This window comes from Corallococcus macrosporus DSM 14697 (assembly GCF_002305895.1).
Classification (GTDB): Bacteria; Myxococcota; Myxococcia; order Myxococcales; family Myxococcaceae; genus Myxococcus; species Myxococcus macrosporus.
Genome location: NZ_CP022203.1, coordinates 4,239,231 through 4,260,266, shown reverse-complemented (window position 1 = coordinate 4,260,266; position 21,036 = coordinate 4,239,231). Strand labels below are relative to the sequence as shown.

Sequence of the window (21,036 nt, the reverse complement as noted above, 5' to 3'; positions counted from 1 at the left end):
CCGCTGGAGCATCCAGACCCCCCTTTTGGATATCGACTTCGATGACTGACATTACTCGGGCCCTCGAGCAGCTTTCTCCCTCGCAGCGCGCCCTGCTCGACCTGCTCCTTCAGGAGCAGCAGTCGGCGCGGCCTCACGCGGCGGCGCCCGCGCTGGTGCGGCGTGAGAGCAACGAGCCCGCTCCGGCCTCCTTCCCCCAGCAGCGGCTGTGGGTCCTGCACGAGCTGGACCCCAGCAGCATGGCCGCCTACAACGTCCACGTGAGCGTGGAGTTCTTCGGGCGGCTGGACCGCGCGCTGCTCACGCGTTGTGTGAACGAGGTGGTGCGCCGCCACGAGTCCCTGCGCACGACGCTGAGGAGCCACGGCGGAGACCCGGTGCAGGTGGTCGCGCCCTCGCTGGAGCTCACCCTGCCGGAGGAGGACCTGTCCGCGCTGTCCCTGGAGGCCCAGGGAGAAGAGGTCCGCCGCCGCATCATCGCCGAGGCCAACTTCGAGTTCGACCTCACCGCCGGACCGCTGCTGCGGGTCGGCGTCCTGCGGCTCGACGCGCAGCACGCCCTGGTGCTGTTGACGCTGCACCACTCCGTGACGGACCAGTGGTCCCTGGGCGTGTTCCTCCAGGAGCTGATGGCGCTCTACAAGGCCTTCGAGGAGGGCCTGCCCTCGCCCCTGCCGGAGTTGCAGCTCCAATACCCGGACTACGCGCGGTGGCAGCGTGAGCAGCTCGAGACGCGGGAGCTGGCCGGACAGCTCGACTACTGGCGGCGGCAGCTCACGCCGCACCCTCCCGCGCTGGTGGTTCCATGCGACCATCCTCGCCCGGCGCTGAAGACCTATCGCGGCGGGTGGCATCACTTCCGGCTGGAGCCGGATCTGGCGCGGAAGCTCAAGCAGTTGGCGCAGAAGGAAGGCGCCACGCTGTTCATGGTGCTGATGGCGGCCTACCAGACGCTGCTGCACCGTTACAGCGGCCAGCAGGACTTCGCGGTGGGCTCACCGGTGGCCAACCGCAAGTCGCCCGAGCTCGAGCCGCTCATCGGCTTCTTCGTCAACATGCTGGTGATGCGCGCGGATGCGGCGGGAGACCCGACCTTCCGTTCGTTCCTGCACCGGGTGCGGCAGGTCTGCCTGGATGCCTACTCACACCAGGACGTGCCCTTCGACAAGCTGGTGGAGGAGCTGCAGCCGCCCCGCGACCCCAGCCGCAATCCGTTCTTCGAGGCCGTCTTTGTCCTCCAGAACGTGCCCCAGCCGGCCCTGCGGATTCCGGGCCTGCTCGCGCGTTACGTGGAGCTGGACCTGGGCGCCTCCCAGTTCGACCTGCTGATGGAGCTGCGCGAGGACCGGCCGGACCGGTTCATCGGCCGCATCGAGTATTGCGCCGACCTGTTCGACGCGAAAGCCGTCGAACGGATGGAACGCCACTACGTGCGCCTGCTGGAGAGCGTGGTCGAGAACGCCGACCAGCGCCTCTCCGAGCTGCCGCTGCTGCGCACCGAGGAACGGCAGCAACTCCTGGCTGACGGGAACGCCACGTCCACGACGTTCCCGCGTGAGACGCCGGTCCACGCGTTGTTCTCCGAGCAAGCCGCACGCACGCCGGAGTCTGTGGCGCTCGTCAGTGGTGAGCGGATTGTCACCTACGCGGAGCTGGAGTGCCGAGCGAACCAGCTCGCGCACCATCTCCGGGCGCACGGTGTCACGAGGGGAACCCGTGTGGGCCTGTGCCTGGAGCGCTCACCGGACCTGGTGGTGGGCCTGCTCGCCATCCTCAAGGCCGGCGGCGCCTACGTCCCCATCGACCACCACTACCCCGCGGAGCGCATCTCGCTGCTCCTTCAGGAGGCTGACATCGGCGTGCTTGTCACGGCACAGCCGCTGGCCGAAGGGCTCCCTGATTCAGACAGCAAGCGAGTCTGCGTGGATACGGACGCGGACCTCATCGCGGACCTGCCGGGGGACGCACCTCCTTCCGTGGACGTGGGCAGCGATGACCTCGCCTACGTCATGTTCACCTCCGGCAGCACCGGCAGGCCTAAGGGCGTCTGCATCCCTCACCGCGCCGTCGCTCGCCTCGTCCTCGCCAATCCCTTCATCCACTTCGGCCCTGACGAAGTCTTCCTCCAGCTCGCTCCCGTCGCCTTCGACGCCTCCACCCTGGAGCTCTGGGGCGCCCTGCTTCACGGCGCTCGCCTCGTCCTCGCTCCGCCTCACTCACCTTCTCTGGATGAACTCGCCGCACTGCTGACGCACCACCGCGTCTCCACCCTCTGGCTCACCGCCGCTCTCTTCGAGCAGATGGTGATTCACCAAGGCACTGCCCTGGCTGGTGTCAGGCAGGTGCTGGCAGGTGGTGACGTGTTGCCCCCGCTGCGTGTCCGTCAGCACCTGGAGCGCATTCCTTCCGGTGCCATCCTCGTCAACGGCTACGGGCCCACCGAGAACACCACCTTTTCTGCCACCCACACCCTCCGCGCCGGTGAGGCTTTCGGCACCTCCGTCCCCATTGGCAAGCCGCTGGGCCACTCCTCCGCCTTCGTCCTCGACTCCCGCCTGGAGCCTGTCCCCGTCGGCGTCCCGGGCGAGCTCTTCGTCGGCGGTGACGGCCTTGCCTGGGGCTACCTCCACCGCCCCGAGTTGACAGCTGAGAAGTTCCTCCCTCACCCCTTCTCCTCCGCCCCCGGTGCTCGCCTCTACCGCACCGGCGACCGCGTCCGCTGGAAGCCCGACGGCACGCTGGAGTTCCTCGGCCGCTCCGACTTCCAGGTGAAGGTGCGCGGCTTCCGCATTGAGCTGGGCGAAATCGAAGCCGTCCTCCAGCAAGCTCCAGGTGTCCAGGAAGCCGTCGTCCTCGCCCGCGAGGATGCGCCGGGCGACAAGCGCCTCGTCGCCTACGTCGTCCCGAGCGCACCAGCGCTTTCGGCCGAACAGAGCGCGAACGTCCTGAGCGCCATCCGCACGTACCTCAAGACACGCCTGCCCGAGTACATGCTGCCCGCGGTCTTCATGCCGCTGGACGCCCTACCGCTGTCCCCGAACGGCAAGGTGGACCGTAAAGCCCTGCCCGCTCCCGACGTGAACCTGGCCCGGGCCGGCACGCCCTTCGAAGGGCCTCGGAACGCCTCCGAGCAGACCCTGGCCGACATCTGGGCGGAGGTCCTGGGCCTCCGACAGGTCGGCATCGACGACAGCTTCTTCGAGTTGGGCGGAGACTCCATCCGCAGCATCCAGGTCATCGCGAAGCTGCGTGAACGCGGCCTGGAACTGCCCACGCTGGAGTTGCTCCAGCACCCGACTATTCGCGAGCTCGCGGGTGTCGTCAAGGCGACTGGCAAGCCCTCCTCGCTCCAGGTCGAGCCCTTCAGCCTCGTGTCCGAGACCGACCGCCAGCGACTGCCGTCGGACGTGGAGGACGCCTATCCGCTGGCCGCGCTCCAGTCAGGCATGCTGTTCGAGAGTGCCCTGGATGCCTCGGCCGGCATCTATCACGACATGTTCAGCTTCCACGTGGAGATGGCGCTGAATGAGTCGCTGTTGCACCAGTCTTTCCGGGAGCTGTTCGCGCGCCACGCCATCCTACGCACGTCGTTCCACCTGGAGGGCTTCGAAGAGCCCCTCCAGTGGGTCCACCGAGACGTTGCACTGCCGCTGAGGTTCGAAGACCTCCGACACCTGGAGACCGCCCAGCAAACGGCCTACTTGCAGGCATGGGCGGAGAAGGAGCGCATCCAGCCCTTCACCTGGAACAAGGCCCCGCTGATGCGGCTTTGCGTGCACCGCCGGTCGGAGACCACCGCCCAACTGACCATCGTCTTCCACCACGCCATCCTGGATGGCTGGAGCGCCGCGACCCTGCTCTCGGAGCTCTTTGGCCGCTACCTCCAGTTGCTGGAAGGCAGTACGGCACCCGCCGCGCCATCCCCAGCCGCCAGCTACCGGCAGTTCGTGGCATTGGAGCGCGACGCGCAGAACTCCCCCGAGAGCGAGCGTTACTGGCTCAACCGAATGGAGGGCGTGGACTCCGCGAGCCCTCGCCCGAAGCGGGCCCGCGACGATGAGCGCGTCCTACACACCCACGAGGTACGAATCCCCGCCGCCCTCCAGCAGGCCTTGCTACGCGTGGCCCACGAGGCCGGCGTGTCCCTCAAGACGGTGCTGCTGGCCGTGCACCTGCGCGTCCGAGGCTTCGTCGAAGGGAGTTCCTCCGTCGTCACAGGCATCGTCACCAACGGCCGGCCGGAAGTCATCGACGGCGAGCGGATGATCGGCCTGTTCCTCAACAGCGTCCCATTCCCGGTGACACTGCGCGGGGGCACCTGGCTGGAACTCATCCAACAGGTCGCGAAGCATGAGCAGGAGTTGATGCCGCACCGCCGCTATCCCATGGCGCGGCTGCAGCACAAGCGCGGTGGGCAGCCCCTGTTCGACACGCTCTTCAACTTCATCCACTTCCATATCGCGGGCGGACTGTCCCAACAGAAGGGCCTGCGCTTCGTCGACGAGATGCTGGGCGCCGCCTGGATGGAGCTGCCGCTGGGCGTCACCTTCACGCAAGACCCGTACAGCTCGGCGCTGTCGGTCTCCATTGCCACCACGGGCACTCGGCACGAAGCAGAGCGGTCACAAGAGCTGGGGCACTACTACCTGCGCGCATTGGAGGCAGTGGCATCGGAGCCACAAGGCCGATACGAGCGGGCAGCGCTGCTGCCAGAGGTCCAACGAACCACGCTGCTGGAGACGTGGAATGCCACGCGCCGGGAGGTCGCCTGGGACGGCTGCTTGCATGAGCGGTTCGAGGACCGAGCGGAGCTCACCCCTGACGCGCTCGCGGCGATCGATGATGAGCACGCGCTCACCTATGCGGAGCTGAACCGCCGCGCCAACCAGCTCGCATGGGCCCTCCGTGCCCGAGGTGTGGGCCCCGAGGTTCGTGTGGGCCTGTGCATGGAGCGCTCTGTGGACTCAGTGGTCGCCATCCTCGCCATCCTCAAGGCCGGCGGCGCCTACGTGCCCATGGACCCGGCCTACCCCGCCCAGCGCCTGGCGTACATGGTGGGCGACTCGCAGGTGGGCTGGGTGCTCACGCAGCGCCGCATCGCGGACAAGCTCACCGGGCACGAGGTGGAAATCCTCTGCGTGGATGACGCAGGGGACATGAGTGATTCACGAGGCGCATTGAACCCGCCGAGGCTCAGCGAGCCCGGACACCTCGCGTACGTCATCTACACCTCCGGTAGCACGGGCAAGCCCAAGGGCGTCATGGTGCAGCACGGTTCGATGATGAACCTGCGCGCGGCGCTGGCAGCCACCGCTTACGCGGGCGTGGACCGACCCCTGCGGGTCAGCCTCAACGCGTCCTTGTCATTTGACGCATCTGTGCAGCAGTTGGTGCAGCTCGCGGACGGGCATGCGCTGTGCGTGGTGTCCCAGGCCACTCGTGAGGACACCCGCCAGATGATGGCGTGGTTGGAGCGCCACGAGGTGGACGTGCTGGACTGCGCCCCCTCCCAACTGCGGCTGCTTCTGGACGAGGGGCTCGCTGCCCACCGCCCCTTGCGCGTCCTGGCTGGCGGTGAAGCGCTGGACGCGGCGCTCTGGGCCCGGCTCTCCGCCCATCCCAATATCGAGTGCTTCAATGTCTACGGTCCCACGGAGTGCACCGTGGACTCCACGGTGCGCACCGTCCGCGGAGCACCGCTGCCGCCGTCCCTGGGCGGGCCATTGGCGAACGCACGAACCTACGTGCTGGACGCGTTCCTGCAGCCTGTGCCGGTCGGAGTGCAGGGAGAGCTCTACATTGGTGGAGCGGGACTGGCGCGCGGTTACCTGAATCGTCCCGAGCTCACCGCCGAGCGGTTCATCCCCGATCCGTTCAGCACGGTTCCGGGTGCTCGGCTCTACCGGACGGGAGACCGGGCGCGGTGGCTGCCTCAGGGCGAACTCGAGTTCCTGGGCCGCATCGACTTCCAGGTGAAGCTGCGTGGCTTCCGCATTGAGCTGGGAGAGATTGAGTCCGCGCTGCGCCAACACCCCACGGTGCGCGACACCGTGGTCCTGGTACGCGAAGACACGCCAGGGCTGCAACGCCTGGTGGCGTACGTGGTGACGGAAGCGGAGGCCACCACCTCCGTGGACGGCAGCACGTTCCGTCCGTTCCTCAAGGAGCGGCTCCCCGAGCACATGGTGCCCTCGGCCTTCGTCACGCTGGAGGCCCTGCCACTCACCCCCAACGGCAAGCTGGACCGCAAGGCCCTCCCGGCACCGGAAGCCCCTCGGCACGCCGCAACGCGACCGCTCCGCACGGACACAGAGCGTCGTGTCGCCGCTCACTGGGCCACGCTGCTCCATGTCGAAACGGTCAACGCGGAGGACGACTTCTTCGCGCTTGGAGGCCACTCACTCCTGGCCACGCAGTTGGTGGCACGGCTGCGACAAGAATTCGAAGTCGACCTGCCACTCCGCGCGCTCTTCGAACAGAGCACGGTGGAGGCGCTGGCCGCGCGTCTGGATGTTGAACGGGCCCGTGGCACCGCGGGTACCCTGCCGCCCCTCCGTGCCGCGCCACGCGAGAGGCCACTGCCCCAGTCCTTCGTTCAACAGCGACTGTGGGTGATGGAGCAACTGACGCCCGACACCGCGACGTACAACAATCCCGCGGCAGTGGCCATCGACGGGGCGCTCGACGCTCACGCGATGGAGCAAGCCCTGCGGCGGGTGGTGCAGCGGCACGAGGCACTGCGCACGACGTTCCGGAACGAGGGTGACCAGCCTGTCCAGGTGGTGCACCCGCATTTCCCCCTGGAGTTGCCCATCACGGACCTCTCCACCGAGCCTGAAGGCGAGCGTGACGCCCGGGCGCTGCAGCTCGCGAACGAGGAGGCGCACGTTCCCTTCAATCTGGTACGAGGCCCGCTCTTCCGGGCCCGCCTGCTGCGGCTGGCCGCGGACCGGCACGTCCTGCTGGTGACGATGCACCACATCGTGTCCGACGGCTGGTCGGTGGGCGTGCTGGTGCGCGAAGTGGCGGAGGGCTATGAGGCCGCCGTTCAGGGCCGTGCTCCCCACTTCCCGTCGCTGCCGGTCCAGTACGCCGACTACGCCCTCTGGCAGCGAGAGTGGATGCAGGGGCCGGTGCTGGAGTCACGGCTGGGCTACTGGCGCGAACAGCTCGCCGGCGCGCCCGCGGCGCTGGAGTTGCCCACGGACAGGCCGCGCCCGGCGGTGCAGACCTATCGTGGAGCGCTCCTCCCGGTGAGCCTGCCCGCGGCGCTCTCCGAGGCGGTCACCACGGTGGCGCGCCGCCACGAGGCCACGCCGTTCATGGTGCTGCTGGCCACATGGCAGGTGCTGCTCTCACGGTACTCTGGTCAGCAGGACATCTCCGTCGGCTCGCCGATTGCCGGCCGCACCCGGCCTGAGCTGGAAGGGCTCATCGGCTTCTTCGTCAACACGCTGGTCTTCCGTGCCCGGATGTCGCCGGAGCTCACCTTCCGCGAGCTGTTGGCGCAGGTAAAGGTGTCAACGTTGGGCGCCTTCGAGCACCAGGACGTGCCCTTCGAAAAGCTGGTCGACGTACTGCAACCCGCGAGAGACCCGAGCCGCTCCCCGCTCTTCCAGGTCACCTTCACCCTGCAGAACACGCCTCCCGTGCGCCTGGAGTTGCCGGGGCTGTCGTTGCAAGTCCTCGAGACCGAGCTGGAGACCGTCAAATTCGACCTGAGCCTCTTGCTGGAAGAGTCCCCGAAGGGGTTCTCCGGCGCGCTGAACTACAACACCGACCTGTTCGACGCCGCCACGGCCGAGCGGATGATGGGGCACTTCCGCACGCTGCTGGAATCCGTCGTCGCGAATGCGGACCAGCGTCTGGCGGAGCTGCCGTTGCTACGCGCCGAGGAGCGGCAGCAGCTCCTGGTCGACTGGAACGCGACGTCCACGACGTTCCCGCGTGAGACGCCGATTCACGCGTTGTTCTCCGCGCAAGCAGCACGCACACCGGAGGCCGTGGCGCTCGTCAGCGGTGAGCGGGTCGTCAGCTACGCGGAGCTGGAGCGCCGCGCGAACCAGCTCGCGCGCCATCTGCGCGCTTACGGCGTCACCCGGGGCACTCGAGTGGGCCTGTGCCTGGAGCGCTCGCCGGAGCTGGTGGTGGGGCTGCTCGCCATCCTCAAGGCCGGCGGCGCCTACGTCCCCATCGACCACCACTACCCCACAGAGCGCATCTCGCTGCTGCTTCAGGAGGCAGGCGTCAGCGTCTTCGTGACGCAAGAGTCAATCGCGGACGAGCTGCCAATCGCTGGAGGCTTGATGGTCTGCGTGGACGCGGACGCGGACCTCATCACGGCCTTGCCCCATGACGCCCCTCCTTCCGTGGACATGTGCGGCGATGACCTCGCCTACGTCATGTTCACCTCCGGCAGCACCGGCAGGCCCAAGGGCGTCTGCATCCCTCACCGCGCCGTCGCTCGCCTCGTCCTCTCCAACCCCTTCATCCACTTCGGCCCCGACGAAGTCTTCCTCCAGCTCGCTCCCGTCGCCTTCGACGCCTCCACCCTGGAACTCTGGGGCGCCCTGCTTCACGGCGCTCGCCTCGTCCTCGCTCCGCCTCACACGCCCTCCCTCGACGAACTCGCCGCGCTGCTGACTCACCACCGCGTCTCCACCCTCTGGCTCACCGCCGCGCTCTTCGAGCAGATGGTGCTTCACCAAGGCCCAGCCCTCGCCAGCGTCCGGCAGGTGCTGGCGGGAGGCGACGTGCTGTCCCCGCTTCGTGTCCGGCAGCACCTGGAGCACATTCCTCTCGGCGCCCTCCTCGTCAACGGCTACGGGCCCACCGAGAACACCACCTTCTCCGCCACGCATCCCCTTCGTGCCGGAGACGCCTTCGCCACCTCCGTCCCCATTGGCAAGCCGCTCGCCCACTCCTCCGCCTTCGTCCTCGACTCCCGCCTGGAGCCCGTCCCCGTCGGCGTCCCGGGCGAGCTCTTCGTCGGCGGTGACGGCCTCGCCTGGGGCTACCTCCACCGCCCTGAGTTGACGGCTGAGAAGTTCCTCCCACACCCCTTCTCCTCCTCCCCTGGCGCTCGCCTCTACCGCACCGGCGACCGCGTCCGCTGGAAGCCCGACGGCTCGTTGGAGTTCCTCGGCCGCTCCGACTTCCAGGTGAAGGTGCGTGGCTTCCGCATCGAGCTGGGCGAAATCGAAGCCGCCCTCCAGCAGGCCCCCGGCGTCCTGGAGGCCGTCGTCCTCGCTCGCGAGGACTCCCCGGGCGACAAGCGCCTCGTCGCCTACGTGGTGGGCGAAGATGGCGTGGACTCCGTGGATCCGCGGGCCCTGAGAGACCACATCCTGCGCAAGCTGCCTGAGTACCTGGTCCCCGCCTTCGTCATCCCCATGGAGGCCCTGCCGCTGTCTCCGAACGGCAAGGTGGACCGCAAGGCCCTGCCCGCTCCCGACGCGGAGCGGGCACGGACGGGCGAAGCCTTCGAAGCCCCCCGCGACGCCTCCGAGCAGGCCATCGCCGACATCTGGGCCGAAGTGCTGGGGCTCAGCCAGGTGGGTATCGACGACAGCTTCTTCGAGCTGGGCGGCGACTCCATCCGCAGCATCCAGATCATCGCGAAGCTGCGTGAACGGGGCCTGGAGTTGCCCATCCTGGAGCTGCTCCAGCACCCCACCATTCGCCAGCTCTCGGCTGTGGTGAAGCACACCGGAGGGCCCGCCTCCGCGCAGGACGTGGCGCCCTTCGGCCTCCTGTCCGATGCGGACCGCGAGCGGCTGCCCGCGGACGTGGAGGATGCCTACCCACTGGCCGCGCTCCAGTCGGGCATGCTCTTCGAGAGCGCCCTGGATGCCTCGGCCGGCATCTACCACGACATGTTCAGCTTCCACCTGGAGCTGGAGCTGCACGAGCCGCGGCTACGGCAGGCCCTCCAGGAGCTGATGGCGCGCCACCCCCTCCTGCGCACCTCCTTCCACCTGGACGGCTATGACGAGCCACTCCAGCTCGTTCACCGGGAGGTCGCGCCGCCGCTCCGTATCGAGGACCTCCGTCACCTGGAGCCCTCCCAGCAAGACGCCTTCCTCCGTGAGTGGGTGGAAGCGGAGCGCCTCAAGCCCTTCGAGTGGACCCAGGCGCCCCTGCTCCGTATCGCGGTGCACCGCCGCACGGCCCGCGGCCTTCAACTGACCATCGTCTTCCACCACGCCATCCTGGATGGCTGGAGCGCCGCGACCCTGTTCTCCGAGCTCTTCGGCCGCTACCTCGAACTGATGGAGGACCGCCACGCAGCTCCTCCGCCATCGCTGGCTGCGTCCTACCGGCAGTTCATCGCGTTGGAACGCGCGGCGCAGCGCTCCACGGAGAGTGAGCGCTACTGGCTCGACCGCATGGAGGGCGTGGACGCGGCGAGTCCGCGTCCGCACCGGGCCCGGGACGAAGAGCGCGTCTTGCACACCCACGGCGTGCAAATCCCCGCGTCCCTCCAGCAGGCGCTGCTCCGCGTGGCCCATGAGGCCGGCGTGTCCCTCAAGACAGTCCTCCTCGCCGTCCACCTGCGCGTCCGGGCCTTCGTTGAAGGGAACACCTCCGTCGTCACTGGCATCGTCACCAACGGCCGCCCGGAAGTCGTCGACGGCGAGCGGATGATTGGCCTCTTCCTCAACAGCGTCCCCTTCCCCCTCACGCTGCACGGCGGCTCCTGGCTGGAGCTCATTCAGCAGGTCGCGAAGCATGAGCAGGAGCTGATACCGCACCGCCGCTTCCCCATGGCGCGGCTCCAGCAGAAGCGCGGCGGCCAGCCTCTGTTCGACACGCTCTTCAACTTCATCCACTTCCACGTCGCCGGAGGACTTTCCCAACAGAAGGGCCTGCGCTTCGTCGACGAGATGCTCGGCGCCGCCTGGATGGAGCTGCCGCTCGGCGTCACCTTTACGCAAGACCCGGACACCTCTTCGCTGTCTGTCTCCATTGCCACGACGGGCACGCGGCACGAAGCGGAGCAGACGCGGCAACTGGGGCACTACTACCTGCGTGCGCTGGAGGCAGTGACAGCAGCGCCACGTGGCCGCTACGAGCAGGCCGCGCTGCTGCCTGAGGCCGAACGCGCCACGGTGCTCGCAGCCTGGAACGACACGCGCCGGGAGGTCGCCTGGGAAGGCTGCTTGCACGAGCGCTTCGAGGACCGGGCGACGCTCACCCCCGACGCGCTCGCGGTGCTCGATGAGGAGCGCTCGCTCAGCTATGCGGAACTGAACCGCCGAGCCAACCTGCTCGCCTGGGCCCTGCGCGCCCGCGGCGTGGGCCCCGAGGCTCGCGTGGGCCTGTGCATGGAGCGCTCGGTGGATACGGTTGTCTCCATCCTCGCCATCCTCAAGGCGGGCGGCGCCTACGTGCCCATGGACCCGGCCTACCCTGCCCAGCGTCTGGCCTACATGGTGGGCGACTCGCAGGTGCGCTGGTTGCTCACGCAGCGCCGCATCGCAGTCAAGCTCGCCGGGCACGAGGTGGAAACCCTCTGCGTGGAGGACGCAGGGGACATGAGTGATTCACGAGGCGCATCGAACCCGCCGCGGCGCAGCCAGCCCGAACACCTCGCTTACGTCATCTACACCTCGGGCAGCACCGGCAAGCCCAAGGGCGTCATGGTGCAGCATGCCTCGGTGATGAACCTGCGCGCGGCGCTGGCGGCCACAGCCTACGCGAGCGTGGACAGGCCCCTCCGCGTCAGCCTCAACGCGTCCCTCTCCTTTGACGCGTCCGTGCAGCAACTCGTGCAGCTCGCGGACGGACACGCGCTGTGCGTGGTGCCCCAGGGCGCTCGCGAGGATGCGCGCGTGATGTTGGCCTGGTTGGAGCGGCATGAGGTGGATGTGCTGGACTGCGCTCCGTCGCTGCTTCGCGTGCTCCTGGACGAGGGCCTCGCGGCCCGCCGCCCCTTGCGCGTGCTGGCTGGCGGTGAAGCGTTGGACGACGCGCTCTGGGCCCGGCTCTCCGCCCATCCGAACATCGAGTGCTTCAACGTCTACGGCCCCACCGAATGCACGGTGGACTCCACCCTGCGCGCCGTGCGGGGAGCGCCGCTGCCGCCCTCGCTGGGCGGCCCGCTGGCGAACGCGCGGACCTACGTGCTGGACGCGTACCTCCAGCCCGTGCCGGTCGGTGTTCCAGGAGAGCTCTACATTGGTGGAGCGGGCCTCGCGCGGGGCTACCTGAACCGCCCCGAGCTCACCGCGGAGCGCTTCATCCCCAATCCCTTCAGCACCGCGCCGGGGGCTCGCCTCTACCGGACGGGAGACCGGGCACGCTGGCTGCCTCAGGGCGAGCTCGAGTTCCTGGGCCGCACCGACTTCCAGGTGAAGCTGCGCGGCTTCCGCATCGAGCTGGGGGAGATTGAGTCCGCGCTGCGCCAGCACCCCTCGGTGCGCGACACCGTCGTCCTGGTCCGCGAGGACACCACCGGGTCGCAGCGCCTGGTGGCGTACGTCGTCATGGAAGCGGAGTCCTCCAAGGAGGTGGACGGCAACGCGCTCCGCCCATTCCTCAAGGAGCGGCTGCCCGAGCACATGGTGCCCTCGGCCTACGTCTCGCTGGGCGCGCTGCCTCTGAACACGAGTGGCAAGGTGGACAGGAAGGCCCTGCCGGCTCCCGAAGACAGCGCGACGCGGCAGGTGGCCTACCTTCCACCGCGCGATGCCCTCGAGCTGGAGGTGGCGCAGCTCTTCGAGGAGCTCCTGGGAGTCTCGCCCATCGGCGTCACGGGCGACTTCTTCGAGCTTGGCGGCCATTCGCTGCTCGCCGTGCGGCTCGTCTCCATGCTGCGCTCCCGCACGGGCCGCGACCTGCCTGTGACGGCGCTCCTCCAGGCGCCGACCGTCGAGGGCCTGGCCGCGTTCCTGCGGCGAGAGCCCGCCGCATGGACGCCGCTCGTCCCCATCCAGCGCGGTGGCTCACGGGTGCCCTTCTTCTGCGTCCACCCGGTGGGAGGCACGGTGTTCTGCTACGTCGAGTTGGCGCGGCGGCTGGGCCCCGAACAGCCCTTCTACGGGCTGCAGGCGCAAGGGCTCGAAGGGACGCTGCCTCCGAACGGGTCCATTGAATCCATGGCGGCCAGCTACGTGGCGGCCATCCGCGCCGTGCAGCCTCAAGGGCCCTATCGGTTGGGAGGCTGGTCTCTCGGAGCCGTCATCGCCTTCGAGATGGCGCGCCTGCTCCAGCGAATGGGTGAGACGGTCGACGTCCTGGCGCTGATTGAGCCCAGCGCCACCTCGCAGGCCCGAGGCAGCGCGACCAGCGACGACCTGGCCGCGGCGACGATGTTCGCGCTCGACCTGGCTCGCACCGCGGGAATCGCCCCGTCGGCGCTCCCGGAGGATGCGGAGCTGGACGCGACGGCGCTCCTGGAGCGTGTGCTTCGGGAAGGCCGCGAGGCGGGTGCGCTCATCCCAGGCGCGGGCCTGGAACACGTCCACGCGCTCCTTCGCGTCTTCACCAGCAACCTCCGGGCGCTCCAGCAGCACACGCCAGGCACGTTCCCAGGAGCCCTCACCGTCCTGCGAGGCAGCCACACGGAGCTGGAGTCCTCCGCGCCGGAGGATCGCGGCTGGGGCCGTCACGCGGCGCGGCTTTCCGTCCGAGTCGTCGAGGGCGATCACTACAGCGTCCTGCGAGCCCCCGGAGTCGAGGCACTCGCCAGTGCGCTGACCGACATCCTGGCGCACGCCGACACGCCTCCCGCTGACTGACCTCCGAGGCAGGTCGGGGAGCGGAGCCAACGGCGCCCTGACTGGTGCCCGCGTGTCCCCGGGGCACACAGGACGCAGCTTCTCCCAGGCGCGCGCTGGGCCAGGCGAAGGGGTGGTCCCTCACCGGCGTCCGTCCGGGCGAGGCCCCGTTCCTCTCCACCCATTGCCCTGGGGGGCTGAGCGTATGCTGCTGAGCGGCGGGGTGATGCTCACGCTCGGGCTGCTGCTGCTCCTCTGGCCGCGGGCGCTCCTCTTCTGACGGGCCAGGGGCCATGGGTACCTCTTCCCTGCCAAAGGACGCGCGCCGCGGGCTCCCCTCCCCGTGGCTCCAGGTGCTCCCCCTGGTGCTGCTGCTCGGCGGCCTCGCGCTCCTCGCCTCGTCGGACGCGTTCCAGGCCCTCCTCCACCGCGTCCTGGACGCCGCGGCGCCCATCATCGCCGAGCACCCCGTCCGGGGCGCGGCGCTCTTCGTCCTCCTCTCCGCCGTGTCGGCCATGCTGGCCTTCTTCTCCAGCGCGCTGCTGCTGCCGGTGGCGATCCACGCCTGGGGCCAGGCGCTCAGCGCGCTCCTGCTCTGGGTGGGCTGGATGGTGGGGGGCGCCTGCGCCTATGGCATCGCCCGCGCATGGGGCCGCCCCGTCGTCCGCCGGCTCACCTCCGGCCGCATGCTCGCCCGCTACGAGGCGCGCCTCTCCCGGCACAGCTCCTTCGGCCTCGTCCTGCTCTTCCAGCTCGCCGTCCCCTCGGAGATCCCTGGCTACGTGCTCGGGCTGGCGCGCTATGGGCTGCGCCGCTACCTGCTCGTGCTCGCCGTGGCGGAGCTGCCCTACGCGGTGGGCACCGTCTACCTGGGGGCCAGCTTCCTCGAGCAGCGCACCGCCGTGCTGCTCGGCCTGGGCGTGGCCGGCATTGTCTTCGGCGTGTGGGCCCTCCACCTGCTGCGCAAGCGACTCGGCGCCTAGCCCGGCAGGTGCAGGGCTCCTCGTGGCGTGCCTCTTGCCGCTGGCGGGCCGCATCCTTCCCCGAGGGCCACGCGCCATGGGCGCCGGACGACGGGACGCTCGCCACGCACCTGGAGGAAAGCACCATGGAGCAAGAACACGCGCGGCCCTGGCATGCCCTGCTCGTGGAAGAAGTCGCGTCCAGGCTCGACACCGGGGCGCTCGGGCTGCGGCAGGCCACCGCGAAGAGCCGGCTGGCGCGGTACGGCCCCAATCAGCTCGCGGAAGCCCCACCCACCAGCGCCCTGGCGCGGCTGCTCCACCAATTCAAGAGCCCGCTCATCTACATCCTGTTGGCCGCCTTCGCGGTGACGCTCTTGCTTGGAAAGACCATCGACGCGGGGGCCATCGCCGCGATCCTCGTCATCAACGCGGCCATCGGCTTTACCCAGGAGCGTCGGGCCGAGGTCTCCGTGCGGGCGTTGACGCGGCTGGTGTCGCCCAGGACGCGCGTCATCCGCGACGGGCACGAGTGGGAGGTGGAGAGCCGGGAGCTGGTGCCCGGAGACCTGGTGCTGCTGGAGTCGGGCACGCGGGTGCCGGCGGACCTCCGGCTGGTGGCCGCCACGACGCTGACCGTCGACGAGTCGCTGCTCACCGGCGAGTCCGCCTCCGTGCACAAGCAGGCGGGCGCCGTGGCCGAGGACGCGCCGCTGCCGGACCGGGAAGACATGGCCTACACGGGCACGGTGGTGTCCAGCGGGCGGGGACGCGGCTATGTCGTGGCCACCGGGGCGCGCACCGAGCTGGGGGAGATCGCCGGCAGCATCCGCGGTGAGGCCGCCGCCGCCACGCCGCTGCAGGAGCGGATGCGCCGCTTCGCGCGGGTGGTGGGGCTGGTGGTGGGAGGGAGCTCGGCGCTGGGCTTCCTCATCGGCGTGGTGCGGGGCGAATCCACCTCCGACATGTTCATGCTCGCGGTGGCGCTGGCGGTCGCCGCGGTGCCCGAGGGGCTGCCCGTGGTGCTCACCATCACCCTGGCGCTGGGCGTGGCGCGCATGGCGCGGCGGAGGGCCGTCATCCGCAGGCTGCCGGCCATCGAGACGCTGGGCAGCACCACCGTCATCGGCTCGGACAAGACGGGCACGCTGACGGAGAACCGGATGACGGTGCAGGAGCTGTGGGCCGGGGGCCGCTTCTTCTCGCTTTCGAACGAGGCCCTGCTGGAAGACCCGAGGGCCCGCCCCGTCGAGGGCGCGCAGGACCTGGCCGAGCACCCTCCCCTGTACCTGCTGCTCCTGACGGGCGTGCTCGCGAACGAGGCCGACGTGTTCCAGACGGAGCGCGGCCAGGTGACGCGCGGGGACCCGACCGAGGCGGCGCTGCTGCTGGCGGGGGAGCGGCTGGGGCTGGCGCACGAGGCCCTCAGAGGCCACTGGACCTCCGACGCGGAGATTCCCTTCGAGCCCGAGCGGCAATACTCCGCGAGCCTCCGGAGCCGCGACGGGCGCCGCGCCCTCTTCCTGAAGGGGGCGCCGGAGCGGGTGCTGGCCATGAGCACCGCGCAGCTCGGCGAGGCGGGGCTGGAGCCGCTCGACGCGGAGGCCGCGCACGCCGCGGCGGCGGCGCTGGCGGGCCGGGGCCTCCGGATGCTGGCCATGGCCTACCGCCCGCTGGAGGAGGCCCCCGCGCGGCCTGACGCGGTAGAGGGCCCCGAGGGCCTCACCTTCCTGGGGCTGACGGGGATGATGGACCCACCCCGGGAGGGCGTGCGCGAGGCCATCGCGCGCTGCCAGGACGCGGGCATCCGGGTGGTGATGGTGACCGGCGACCACGTGGCGACGGCGCGCGCCATCGGCCGGGAGCTGGGGCTGACGAGCGACGGCGCGGCGCTGACGGGGACCGAGCTGGCGGCGCTGGACGACGCGGCGCTCCTCGGGCGGGCGCTGGAGGTGGACCTCTACGCGCGGGTGACGCCAGAGCAGAAGCTGCGGGTGGTGCGCGCGCTCCAGGCCGGGGGCGAGGTGGTGGCGGTGACGGGCGACGGCGTGAATGACGCGCCAGCGCTCAAGGCGGCGGACATTGGCGTGGCCATGGGCCGAGGCGGGACGGACGTGGCGCGCGAGGCCTCCGACATGGTGCTGGCGGACGACAACTTCGTGAGCATCGCCGCGGCGGTGGAGGAAGGGCGCGTCACGTTCGACAACCTGCGCAAGGTGACGTTCTTCCTGGTGAGCACGGGGGCGGCGGCCGTCATCACGCTCCTCTCCGCGCTGACGCTCGGGTGGCCGCTGCCGCTGCTGCCCGCGCAGCTCCTGTGGCTCAACCTGGTGACGAACGGGCTCCAGGACGTGGCGCTGGCCTTCGAGCCCGCGGACCCCGGGGTGATGGCGCGAGCACCGCGCCCGAGGCGAGAGGGGTTCCTCTCGGGGCTGCTGTGGGAGCGCACGGTGGTCGCCGGGGTCGTCATGGCCGCGGGGACGCTGGGGGTGTTCCACTGGGAGCTGGCCAGGACGGACTCGCTCCCGGACGCGCGGACGGCGGCGCTCACGACGATGGTGCTCTTCCAGATGTTCCAGGTGGGCAATGCCCGCTCGGAGACGCAGTCGGTGTTCGCACGCAGCCCGTTCTCCAATCCCTTCCTGTTCTGGGCCACGGCCGCGGCGCTCGCCGTCCACGTGGGCGCCCTCTACTTCGCCCCCACGCAGTTCGTGTTGAGGGTGGTGCCGCTGACGGACGGAGGCTCGTGGCTGCGAATCGTCCTGGTGGCCGCGTCCATCATCGTGGCCATGGAGCTGCACAAGCTGCTGCGGCGGCCCTCCGCCCGTGATGCCCCGGCCGCACGGGAGGGACGCGGGTGACGCTCCGGCGGGATTGGCGCAAGTGGGGCTTCGGGCTGGCGTTGCTGGCGGCCGTCATCCTCATCGCCACCCGCTGGACGGAGCAGCGGGAGTTCGCGCTGCTGCTGAGGCGCTCGGCGCCCGCCTGGCTGCTGCTCGCCGCGCTGCTCCAGGCGGCCACGTACCTGTCGCAGTCGGCCGTGTGGCGGTCCGTGCTGGCGAGGACGCCCTTCCGGGTTCCCCTGGGCGCGCTCTACGCGATGAGCGTCGCCAAGCTCTTCATCGACCAGGCCCTCCCCTCCGCTGGCGTCAGCGGCGCGGCGCTCATCGTCAACGGCCTGGGGCGGCGCGGCGTGGCCCGAGGCCCGGTCATGGCCTGCGTCGTGGTGGAGACGATGACCAACTACACCGCGCTCATCCTCGCGCTCCTGGTCGCCCTCGGCATGGCGGGTTGGGTCGGCGAGGCGCGGACGCTGGTGTGGCTCGGCACGGCGGCGCTCGTCATGCTCAGCGGCGCGCTCATCGCGCTGCTGCTGCGGCTGTCGCGCGGCGGCGCGCCCGTCCAGCCGCCCCGGCTCGTCGCCCGCATCCCCGGCATGAAGACGCTCCTCCAGGCGCTCGCCGAGGCCCCGGCCTCGCTCACGCACGACCCGCGCGTGCTGACCGAGGCCACCGGCTTCAACTTCATCATCCACCTGCTCGACGCGGCGACGCTCTGGGCGCTCCTGCGCTCCCTGGGCGTGGACGCTCCGCCCACGGGCGTCTTCAGCGCCTTCATGCTGTCCACGCTCGCCCGCACGCTGGGGGTCATCCCCGGAGGGCTGGGGACCTTCGAGGCCGCCTCCATCGGGTTGCTGAACCTGATGGGCGTCCCCCTGGAGGCGGCGCTGTCGGGGACGCTCCTCTTTCGCGGCTACAGCTTCTACGTGCCCCTGCTGCCAGGGCTGCTGCTCTCCCGGGGGGAGCTGCGGGAGCAGCGCGCAGCGGCCCGCCCTCCACCCATCGAACACCCCTGGGCCCTGCCCGCCCCGGCGCTCCGCGAGGCCCTGCGGACGACGCCCCAGGGGCTGTCCACGGACGAGGCCGCGCGGCGGCTGGAGCAATACGGCACGAACGCGCTGGAGGAGCGCCGGCCGCCGTCCCACCTCCGCGTCGTCTGGCTCCAGCTCCGCACGCCCCTGGTCCTCCTCCTCGTCTTCGCGGCGGTCATCTCCGCGTTCACGGGGAGCTGGAGCGACGCGAGCATCATCCTGGCCATCGTCCTCGGCAGCGTGCTGCTGGGCTCCTCGCGCGAGTACAAGGCCCAGGTCACCATCGCCCGGCTGCGCGAGCGCGTGGCGACCACGGTGGAGGTCCTCCGCGACGGGCGAACCGTCTCCGTGCCGCTGGCGGACGTCGTGCCGGGGGACGTCGTGCTGCTGTCGGCGGGAAGCGTGGTGCCCGCGGACGCGCGGGTGCTGGAGGCCACGGACCTCTTCGTCAGCCAGGCGATGCTGACGGGAGAGAGCTTCCCGGTGGAGAAGCGGCCCGGCGAGGCCGCCCCGGGAGCGGCGCTGGCCGGGCGCGACAACTGTGTCTTCCGCGGCACCCATGTCCGCAACGGCACGGCCAGGGCGCTCGTCGTGGCGACGGGCCGGGACACGGCCTTCGGCGGCATCGCGAGGCGGCTGACGCTGCGGGCGCCCGAGACGGAGTTCGACCGGGGCCTCCGTCAGTTCGGGCACGTGCTGCTCACCACCATGGTGGTGATGGTGCTGGCCGTCGTCACCGTGAACGTCCTGCTGGACAGGCCGCCCGTGGAGACGCTCCTCTTCGCCCTCGCCCTCGCGGTGGGGCTGAGCCCGGAGCTGCTGCCGGCCATCCTCAACGTGAACCTGTCCACCGGCTCGCAGGCCATGGCCGCGCGGGGCGTGCTGGTGCGCAGGCTGAGCGCCATCGAGAACCTCGGCGGCATGGACGTGCTGTGCACCGACAAGACGGGCACCCTGACGGAGGGCGTGGTCAGCCTCCACGGCGCCCATGACGCCGCGGGCCAGCCCTCGGAGGACGTGCTCGCGCTCGCCGCGCTCAACGCCGCGTTCCAGACGGGCCTGTCGAACCCGCTCGACGAGGCCATCCTCCGCGCGCGCCGCCCCCCGCCGGACGCCGCAGGGAAGCTCGGCGAGATTCCCTACGACTTCGTGCGCAAGCGCCTGTCGGTCATCGTCCGCCGGAAGGGAGAGGTCCAGCTCATCACCAAGGGGGCCTTCACGCAGGTCGTCCAGGTCTGCACCCACGTGGCGGACGGGGCGCCCCTGGACGCGAGGTGGAAGGAGGACCTCCAGCGACGCGCGGACGCGTGGGGCGAGCAAGGCGTGCGCATCCTGGCGCTGGCCACCCGCGCCATCGAGGCCCGGGAGCGCTACGCGCGGGAGGACGAGCACGCGCTGACCTTCAGGGGCTTCCTCGCCTTCATCGACCGGCCGAAGGAGGGAGCGCGGGAGGCCCTCCTGGAGCTGTCCCGGCTGGGGGTGGGCACCAGGCTCATCACCGGCGACAACCGCCGGGTGGCGGAGCACGTAGCCCGGCAGGTGGGGCTCGGCACCGCGCGGGTGCTGACGGGGGCGCAGCTCCACCAACTGACCGACGAGGCGCTGTGGCATCAGGCCGAGCTGACGGAGCTCTTCGTCGAGGTGGACCCGACGCAGAAGGAGCGCATCATCCTGGCGCTGAAGAAGCAGGGGCACGTGGTGGGCTTCCTGGGAGACGGGGTGAATGACGCCCCCGCCATGCACGCGGCGGATGCCAGCATCTGCGTCGACCACGCCGCGGTCGTGGTGGGGGAGGCCGCGGACTTCGTCCTGCTCCAGCGCCACCTGGACGTCGTCCGGCGCGGCATCGAGGAGGGACGCAGGACGTTCGCGAACACGCTCAAGTACATCCTCACCACGACGAGCGCGAACCTGGGCAACATGATGAGCATGGCGGCCGCCTCGCTGTTCCTGCCCTTCCTGCCGCTGCTGCCGGGGCAGATCCTCCTCAACAACTTCCTCTCCGACATCCCCGCCGTGGGGCTGGCGGGCGACAGCGTGGACCCCGAGCTGGTGGACCGGCCCCGGCGCTGGGACATGCGCCTCATCGGGCGCTTCATGGTCGCCTTCGGCCTGCTGAGCTCCTGCTTCGACCTGCTGACCTTCGGGGTGCTCCTGGGCCTGTTCCAGGCCGGCCCCGCGCTGTTCCGGACGGGCTGGTTCATCGAGTCCCTGTTGACGGAGCTGCTCATCGCGCTGGTGGTGCGCACGCGCCGGCCCTTCCTCCGCAGCCGGCCCGGAACCCTGCTGCTCGTCTCCACGGCGGCGGTCACCGTGTTCACCTTCCTCGTCCCCTGGCTCCCCTTCGCGGGCGCGCTCGGCTTCGTGCGGCCCCCCGTCACCCTGCTCGTGGCCGTGGCCGTCATCACCGTCCTCTACGTCGTGGCGGCGGAGCGGGCCAAGGGCCCCTTCTTCCGAGGACAGGACTGAGCCCGCGCGCCGA

At 70.3% G+C, this 21,036-nt stretch carries 4 protein-coding genes; all 4 read left to right on the top strand.

What is annotated here, in order from left to right:
* Positions 1-41: 41 nt before the first annotated feature.
* The 4 genes from MYMAC_RS17885 (at position 42) to mgtA (ending at position 21,023) form a co-directional block, all read left to right on the top strand.
* Positions 42-13,742 (top strand): amino acid adenylation domain-containing protein, encoded by a 13,701-nt coding sequence (locus tag MYMAC_RS17885; RefSeq protein WP_095958945.1) that lies wholly within the window; start codon positions 42-44, stop codon positions 13,740-13,742.
* A 272-nt stretch (positions 13,743-14,014) separates the two neighbouring features.
* Complete coding sequence (locus tag MYMAC_RS17880; protein ID WP_095958944.1) at positions 14,015-14,704, top strand: TVP38/TMEM64 family protein; 690 nt, start codon at positions 14,015-14,017, stop codon at positions 14,702-14,704.
* A 125-nt stretch (positions 14,705-14,829) separates the two neighbouring features.
* The gene (locus MYMAC_RS17875; protein WP_239989590.1) at positions 14,830-17,544 is read left to right on the top strand and encodes a cation-translocating P-type ATPase; all 2,715 of its coding nucleotides are present in this window, start codon (positions 14,830-14,832) and stop codon (positions 17,542-17,544) included.
* A complete protein-coding gene (gene mgtA, locus MYMAC_RS17870; protein ID WP_204817704.1) occupies positions 17,541-21,023 on the top strand; it encodes a magnesium-translocating P-type ATPase in 3,483 nt (1,160 codons plus the stop codon). Before MYMAC_RS17875 ends, mgtA begins: the two co-directional genes overlap by 4 nt.
* Positions 21,024-21,036 lie beyond the last annotated feature (13 nt).

What these genes read in the sequence shown, in the direction of transcription:
- MYMAC_RS17880 (WP_095958944.1), top strand. Translation starts at nt 14,015, where the DNA reads ATGGGTACCTCTTCCCTGCCAAAGGACGCGCGCCGCGGGCTCCCCTCC.
- MYMAC_RS17885 (WP_095958945.1), top strand. Translation starts at nt 42, where the DNA reads ATGACTGACATTACTCGGGCCCTCGAGCAGCTTTCTCCCTCGCAGCGC.
- MYMAC_RS17875 (WP_239989590.1), top strand. Translation starts at nt 14,830, where the DNA reads ATGGAGCAAGAACACGCGCGGCCCTGGCATGCCCTGCTCGTGGAAGAA.